3 protein-coding genes are annotated in these 7,957 nt (G+C 73.9%); all 3 read right to left on the reverse strand.

Features of this window, described 5'->3' with window-relative positions; translation table 11 throughout:
• Positions 1–198: 198 nt before the first annotated feature.
• Positions 199–2,700, reverse strand: a complete 2,502-nt coding sequence (locus ACG2DA_RS20380) for a DUF1588 domain-containing protein (protein WP_395258214.1) — start codon at positions 2,698–2,700, stop codon at positions 199–201.
• Positions 2,701–3,045: 345 nt separating this feature from the next.
• Entirely contained in the window at positions 3,046–6,891 is a 3,846-nt protein-coding gene (locus ACG2DA_RS20385; protein ID WP_395258215.1) for an autotransporter domain-containing protein, read from the reverse strand.
• 267 nt (positions 6,892–7,158) lie between these two features.
• The coding region (locus ACG2DA_RS20390) for a molybdopterin molybdotransferase MoeA (protein WP_395258217.1) at positions 7,159–7,957 on the reverse strand (799 nt) is incomplete at its 5' end.

Raw genomic sequence — 7,957 nt, forward strand, 5'->3', positions numbered from 1 at the left:
GCCCCGGACTCCGCGCCGAAGGCCCGGTTGAAGCCGAGGCTCGGCAGGTTCAACACGAACGGGGCGGCGGCGGCGGACAGGCCGAGGTTCTTGAGGAACTCGCGGCGGGCGGAACGGAAGGGCGTGTTCATGGCGAGCGGCGGGAGGGAGGGATACGGGGCGGCGTGAGCCGCGACGAATGCGGAAGGCGGGCGGGGGTTAGTTCTTCACAGCCCCGTCCGCGGCGGCGGCGGCGGTACGGGCGGGCGGATCGCCGCCGGCCGGGTCCCGTGGCGGGCCCAGGGCGGCGACGGTCGCGGCGGCGGCGAACGCGGCTTTCATATCCGTTTCCTTTTCCTCGAACTGGGCGGCGAGCGTCTCCCGGGTCTCCACCCCGTAGGCGGCGGCCGGCTGCTTGACGGCGTGGTGGAACAACCGCTCCACGAACGCGGTGCGGGCCTCGGCGCTGTCGGCGATGAACCGGCTCAGGGCGACCGCCCCGTCCAGCGCCACTTCGGCCCCCTCGGGCGTCAGGTAGACCGCGTCGTCGTCGACCGGCTTCGTCACCGGCTCGGCGGCGTCCTTCTTGACGACCCGCTCCTCGGTCCGCAGGCGGCCGATCGCGTCGAACCGCTCCAGGCTGAAGCCCAACGGGTTGATCAGGTTATGGCAGGCGGAGCAGGCCGTGTCGGAGGTCTGGTGGGCGACCCGTTCCCGGGTCGTCAGGCCGTCGCCGAAGTCCTCCGGCAGCGGGCTGAAGGCCTCTTTGGGCGGCTTGAGGTTCCGACCCAGCAGCTTGCGGGCCACGAACACGCCGCGGTGAATCGGGCTGGTTACCCGGTGGTGGGCGTAGCCGGCCATCAGCAGCGGATGGGTCAGCAAACCCGCCCGCCGTTCCGGCTTCACCGCCAGCTTGGCGAACGTTCCGTCCTGCGGCGCCTGGCCGGGGTCGACCAGATCGTCCTTGTACAACTCCGCCAGGCGGGCGTTGACGTACAGGTCCTCGGCGTCCCACAGGGAGCGGAAGTCCGCCGTCTCCCCGTTCAGGGCGTCGGCGATCGCCAGCTCCAGGCTGGTCCGCAGGTCGCCGACGGCGGCGTGATCGAAGCCGGGGTACAGCGTCTCGTCCTTCGCCATCTCGTGGGCCCCCTCGGGGATCAGCCAGTCCGCGAAGAACTCCGTCAGCTTGACGGTGGCGCGGTAGTCCCGGCTCATCCGCTTCGCCTCCTTGGCGACGACCTCGGGGTCGTTCAGCCAGCCCTTCTGGGCGGCCTGGAGCAACTGGTCGTCCGGCAGGCTGTCCCAGAGGAACAGGGCCAGCGCGGCGGCCCGATCGTGGGCGTCCGGCGCCTCGCCCTCCGCCGCGGCGATCGCGGCGTGCAGGTTGGGATACAGGAAGTACGGGCTCTTCAGCGTCATCAGCACGCAGCGCTTCGTCGCCTCCTTCCAGTGGCGCTCCCCGTCGAAGTGCGAGTCGACGTACAGGGCCCGCTGCTCGTCGGTCAGCGGGCGGCGGAAGGCGCGTTCGGTCCATTTGGCGCAGAACTCCTTCGCCTTCTGGACCTGCTTGTCCGCGGGGTCCTTCTCGTTGATCTTCAGGTAGGTGCGGATCCCGTTGTCGGTCTCCAGCAGCAGGTCGGCGACCTCGAAGGCGGCCTCGCTGGTCGCCTCGTCCCAGGCGGCGCTCACCGCGGAACCGCGCTCGTAGCCCACGCTGCGGTCGTCCGGCGGGAAGGGGGCGGAGACCAGCAGCGTCTGCGGCGTCCAGCCCGGCACGAGGTAGCGGGCGGGCAGCACGGTCTCGGTCCGGTGCGGCGGGGTCCAGGACAGCCGGGCGAAGAAGTCGATCTTCGGCGCGTCCTTGTCGAACTCCTTCCCGAGCCGCTTCTCCACCCGCATCCGCAGCGGCACCGGCTGGCCGCCCAGCAGGAAGGCCTCGCACTCGTAGCGGGTCTGGTCGCCGCTGCGGACCCGCACGTTCACCAGTCGCGTGCCGTTCAGGTCGAACTCGACCTGGTGGGAGCACTCCACGGCGAACTTGTACTGGCCGGTCACGGGGGGCAGCAGGGCGCCCTCCCAACTGATCTCGAAGCCTTCCTCCGCCAACTTGCCGTTGGAGGGGCCGGTTTCGTCCCCCTCGTTCGCCTGCGGCACGCCGTCGCCGAGGTCCACGTCGATGACGGGCTCGGTCCGTTTGAAGGCCAGACGCTTGTCCCACGGCCCGCGGCGGGCGCGGTACTGGGTCTCCAAGCCGTGCGGCCCGTCGGCCGAAATGTTCCGATGCCCGGCGAACGCGGAGCCCAGCGCCGCGATCGAGCGGCGGTACTGACTGCCGGTCAGCCGGCTCAGTTCGACCCGCGGCGGGGCGTTGCGCAGCTGCGCGGCGCGGGAGTAGAAGGCGTCGTAGGCGAACGCGGCGACCGCGGCGGCGTCCTCGCCCACGACCGACCCGGGGTCTCCCTCCGGCATCGTGCGGGCGATCAGGTCCGTCAGCTGATCGACGGACAGGTCCCCGTGCAGGGGCATCTCGTACAGGAACTCGACCCCTTCGCCCCGCTCGCCGTGGCAGTCGGCGCAGACGCGGGCGAACAGCTCGGCGCCGCGGTCCTTCTGTGCGTCGCCCTCGGCCGCAAACGACAGTCCGGGGACGAACAGCGCCGTGAGGGCACAGGCGAAAGCGACGGCCGTCCGCGAAGGACGGATCGGAACGGGCGGGAGCATGTTGTGAGGCGGGAGGATCCGGGGGCGGACCGCACGTTCGGGCGGGCCGATCGGCACGCCGGCGGGGCGTGGACCGAGTCGCGCCGCGGGGGAGGCGGGGATTGCACGGTCCCTTGCGTGAAGGGGAAACCGCGAATCGTCGCCGACCCGAACAGGCTATTTTACCTCATCGGCCGAGTTTCCGGCAAGCGTTCTCCGATCTGACCGCGGCCGCACGACCGCACCGGGAACGCCCCCAAATGCCGTCACGACCGGCGGAACGCGTTCCGCCGGCCGGGATTACGACGAAAGCCGGGGCGGGTTCGCCCCGGCTCGCGGCCGTTCGTTCCGGCTTGCCGCCGTCGCTCACCACCGCAGTTCGGCGCCGCCGGTGCCGGCGTGGCTGAGCGCGTCCTCGCCCAGCAGCAGGTCGTAGTGGGCGTAAAGACGGACGTGGCGGCCCAGCAGGCTGGTCAGGCCGCCGCCGAGCGCCCACTGGTTCGCGGCGTCCTCGCCGGCGGTGGAGAACGCGGGCAGGGTCGGGGCGGCGGCGAACCGGACCGGGGCCGGGCTGTCGGAGCCGGCGACCTCGCCGAACCACCAGGCCCGCAGCTCCGGAATGAACGCCAGGCCGCCCGGGTCGCCCAGCGTCTTCGCCGCCCGGCCGCCGAGCTGGACCCGCAGGCTGTCGGCCTCGGCGTCGCCGTAGAGCAGGTCCGCGGCGCCCAGGCCGGACTCCCGGTAGCCGTCGCGGGAGGAACTGACGTACTGCACGCCGGCGAGCGGTTGCAGATCGATCCACTCGATCGGCAGCAGGTAGCCGGTTTCGGCGGCGAGGGTCACGGTGGAACCGTCCGTTTCGCCGTCGGCGACGAACGCCTGTCCGCCGGCGTGCAGGGTACGGGTCGTCTCGTACCCGTCCCCGCCGTAGACGGCCGCGGCCGCGGCGTGCCACCGGCCGGCGGTCTTCGTGCCGTAGACGCCGATCTGCCAGCTGGAGACGTCGGCCTCGAACCGGTCGACGCCGCCGCCGCTCTCGGAGCCGGTCCCGCCGAAGCCCCACAGCAGGCCGACGCGGGTCCCGGAGGCGACCAGCCGGTCCACGCCGAACACCGCCCCGCCGGTGAGGTAGTCCGTCTCGTTCAGGCCGGAGCCGACCTCGCCGCCGACCACGTAACCCTCGGCGAAGCCGCCCCAGCAGAGGTCCGACCCGCCGCTCCGCCGCGTCCGGGCCGCCCGGCCGCCGGGGGTGAAGGACGCCTTCTTGACTCCGGAGTCGGAGTCCTTGTCTTCCGCGTCGGCGGTACGGACTCCCGATTTGACTCCCGCCGACTCTTCGTCGCCGATGTCGGAGCCCAGGGTGAAGGTGCCGAAGCCGAAGTCGTCGGTCCCGTTGGCCCCGGCGAGGGGGGCGTCGGCGAGGGGGGCGTCGGCGAGGGGGTCGTCGGCGAGGGGGTCGTCGTTCTGGCCGCGGAACAGCCCGCCGCCGCCGGCTCCGCCGGGCCGCAGGGCGCGGAACATCGTGCGCCGCACGGCGCCGGCGCCGGCGACGCTCACGCCGCCCAGGCCGCCGGAGCGGGCCGCCGTCAGGCCGTTGAGCACCGGCCGGGCGCCGTCGGCGTCGGACAGCAGGGCGGCGGCGAACAGGTCGGCGGCCGGACCCTCGGCGTTGGGCATGAGGGTGAACAGGGCGTCCGCCGCGGCGGCCTCGTCAGCGTCGGCGAAGACCGCGGCGCCGTTCTCCACCCGGCTCAGCCGCACCTGGAGCGAATCGGTCCCGGCGTCGTTCACGATCGACGAGGAGCCGGTCAGCGACCACGCCTCGGCCCGCACCGAGTCGGGGCCGCCGGCGATCCCGCCGGCGGCGGTCAGGACCGTCAGGTCCAGCTCCGAGCCGGGTTGAGCGATCTGCTTGGCCAGCGCCCGCCGGCCGGCGGCGTCGCCGGCGCCGACGTTCACCGTCACCGAGCCACCGGAGAGGTTTGCGGCCCCGCCCACCGCGACGCGATCCGTGCCGCCGACGTGGGAATCGAGGAGCAGTCCGCCGCCCGGGTTCAGCGTCAGGTCGCCCTGCACGTTCAGGGTCTGCCCGCCTTCGCCGTCCGCCCCCGGGGCGATCTCGCCGGCGGCGGTCACGTCGCCCAGCACCTCGCCGGAGCCGATCAGCCGCGTGCCGGAGCCCAGGTTCAGCTCGGGGGCGACGGTGTCGACCCGCACGGTGGAGCCGGCGGTGACGCTCGCCTTGGCGTCGGCGGCGGCGTTGAACGTGTTCGCGTCCGGGGCGAAGACGAACGTCCCGCCGCCGTCGAGCCCCAGGTCCCCCTGCAGATCGACGTCGCCGCTGAGCGTGACGCGGGCGCCGGCCCCGAGGGTCCGCAGGCGGCCGCCCGCCGGGCCGACGGTCACGCCGTTCTCCAGCGTCACGCCCCCGGCGGTCTCGAGGCGGCCGCCGTCCAGCGTCAGCGGGCCGGAGCCCAGCGCCGCGGAGGCGTCCGCCCGGACGGCGCCCGCGGAGACGAGCACGCCGCCGGTCGCGGCGTTCGTCCCGGCGAGGACGAGGGTGCCGGAGCCGGTCTTCGTCAGCAGCCCGGCGCCGCTGAGTTTCCCCTGCAGGGTGAGTTCGGCGTCGGTGCGGATCGACCCGCCGTCGGCGCCCAGGGCGACGGCGTTCACCAGCACGGAGTCCTGCCCGGAGGCCAGGTCGGTGAACAGTTCGCCGCCGTTGAGCGTCACGGCGCCGGAGCCGAGGGCGGCCAGGCCGGTCACCGCCAGCGTGCCGCCGGCGACGGTGGTGGATTTGTGGTGACCGGCGGCGACCAGCCGCAGTTCGCCGGCGCCGGTTTTGGTGAGCACGCCGCCGGCGGTGCCGCCGGTGACGGTCCAGCGGCCGCCGGAGGTTTCGATCGTGCCGCCGTCCTCGCCCAGGGCGACGCCGCCGGCGTAGACCAGCGTGCCCTCGGTGTGGGCGGTGCGGAGGGTGGCGTCGTTGAGGTACAGGTCGTCGACGCCGAGGGCGCCGTCAGCGGCGACGACCAAGGTCGCCCCGTCCACGACGGTGCCGCCGGCGTAGGCGTTGGCGGTGGCGAGGGTCAGTTCGCCGCCGCCGTGCACCATCAGCCCGCCGGTGCCGGAAACCCCGCCGCCCAGCAGCAGGTCGTAGCCGTTCAGATCGATTCGGCCGCCGTTGGCCAGATTGAGTTCGCGGAGGAACGCCGGGCCGGCCTCGTGGCCGGGGCGGTCGTCGAGGACGCCGAGCAGCTTCAGCTCGGCGCCGTTGCCCAGTTGCAGGTCCCCGGTGCCGAGGGCCTCGGCGGAGTCGACCTCCAGCCGGCCGCCCAGCACAGCGGTGCCGCCGCCGTAGGTGCTCGTGCCGGTCAGCGTGACGGTGCCGGAGCCCATCTTGATTAGTCCGGCGTCGGCGGAGCCGGCCAGCGAGCCGGCGAACGCGGAGCTGTAGCCCGGCCCGTCCGCGACCGCGGTCCCGCCGCCGGGGTTCGACGGGAAGACGCCCAGCACCAGCACGTGCGACCCGAGGTTCAGCGTGCCCTCGCCGGTCAGCTGGCCGACGTAGGTGCTGCCGGTCAGCCGCCCGCCGGCGCCGGCTTCGAGGTGCAGGCCGCGGCCGAAGCCGGTGTCGGTCCCCGCGACGACCACCCCGCTGACGACTTTGGTGAGCCGGTGCCCGTTGTGCCCGTTCAGCGTCAGCTCCGCGGCGGTTCCGGTCCCGAGGTCCGCCGTCAGCGTGCCGGAGCCGGTGAAGGTCGGGTTGAGCACGTGCGGCCCGGCGCCGCTCTGCCCGTTGCCGTGGGGCCGGACCAGCAGTTCGATGCCGCGGCCGCCCTGTTCGAGGTCCACCCGCACGCCGGCCCGGCCGGCGGGGACGGCGCCGTTCAGTTCGATCACGGGATTGACGTTCGGGTCGGCGAACAGCGGCACGTCGAACCGCACGCCGGTCCCGCCGGGGTGCACCGCCCCGAGGGCCTCGCGGAAGCTGGTGGTGGAGTCCTCGTCGGTCTCGTCGTCCGCGGTGGTGACCGTCCGCGCATCGACCAACTGGGACGGCTGGGAACTGGCCTGCGCCGACAGCGGGGCGAACGCCGGCGCCGCCGCGCACGCGGCGGCGGCCAGACCCGACAGGCCGAACGTCGGCCGGTCCAGCAGCGACCGGATCCAACGCGACCGGCGGGAGAAGAAGCGAGCGGCAGAGGGCACGGCGGCGTCCGTTCCGGGCGTCTGGGGAACCGCGACCCGCCTCCGGCGGGACGTTGCGCGCCGGGATTCCGGGCGCGACGGTTCGGATACGAACCCGATCGGCCGCCCCGCCGGGCCGGCTTGAGAGAAATCCTCCGGGCGCGGGGAAGTTTTCGATTCCCCACCAACCTGAAGCGTGAGCGAGGGACGGACGGCCCGCCCGCGCCCGCATCGCGGGCGTCCCTCGCTGAGACTCCGGGTTGGTCGGCGGAGTTCGGGGCCGGTGAGCTACCCGCAGCCGGCCCAGCGGACGGCCTCGACCGGGTCGCCGGCGGCGAGGTGGGATTCGCCCGGAATCAGCGCCGCCCCGTTCGCCGCCGCGGCGCCGCGGAGGTCGCCGCTGCCCGCCCAGCGAACCGGTTCCGCGGCGAGGCCCTCGGCAGTCGGCGTCAGCCGGACCGGGCGGTACAGCGGGCGGTCGCCGCGGTTCGACAGGGCACCCGTCAGCGTTGCCCGCAGCGGCGCCGGTTCGCAGTCCGTCCAGCCGCCCAGCCGTCGCAGGGCGGGGCGGACGAACAGTTCGAAGCTCGTCAGCGAACTAACCGGGTTGCCCGGCAGACCGAAGACGGCCGTGATCGGCCCGTCGCCGTTCCGCCGCGTGCCGAACCAGAGCGGCTTGCCGGGCTTCACGTTCACCTTATGGAAGACCTGCGCGACGCCGCAGTCGGCCAGCATGCCGGGGACGAGGTCGTAATCGCCCATGCTCACGCCGCCGGAGAGCAGCAGCACGTCGGCGGCCAGCCCCTCCCGCACCTTCGCTGCGAGGGCGTCCCGGTCGTCGCCGACCCGGCCCAGCGGCACGGGCGTCGCGCCCGCGGCCGCGAGGGCCGCGGCGAGCAGCGGGCCGTTGGCGTCGCGGATCTGCCCCGGCCCGGGCTTTGCGGCGGCGGGCACAACCTCGTCACCCGTCGAGAGGAACGCGACCCGCACCCGCGGCACGGCCGGGACCGGGTCGTAGCCGTGTTCCGCCAGCAGGCCGATCGCCGCCGGGGTCAGCGGGACGCCGGCGGCGACCAGTTCGGTCCCG

The organism is Alienimonas sp. DA493 (assembly GCF_043951915.1).
In the GTDB taxonomy this organism is placed as follows: Bacteria; Planctomycetota; Planctomycetia; order Planctomycetales; family Planctomycetaceae; genus Alienimonas.

Excerpts from the sequence above, each read along its gene's own strand:
- ACG2DA_RS20380 (WP_395258214.1), bottom strand. The coding sequence starts at position 2,700 with ATGCTCCCGCCCGTTCCGATCCGTCCTTCGCGGACGGCCGTCGCTTTC.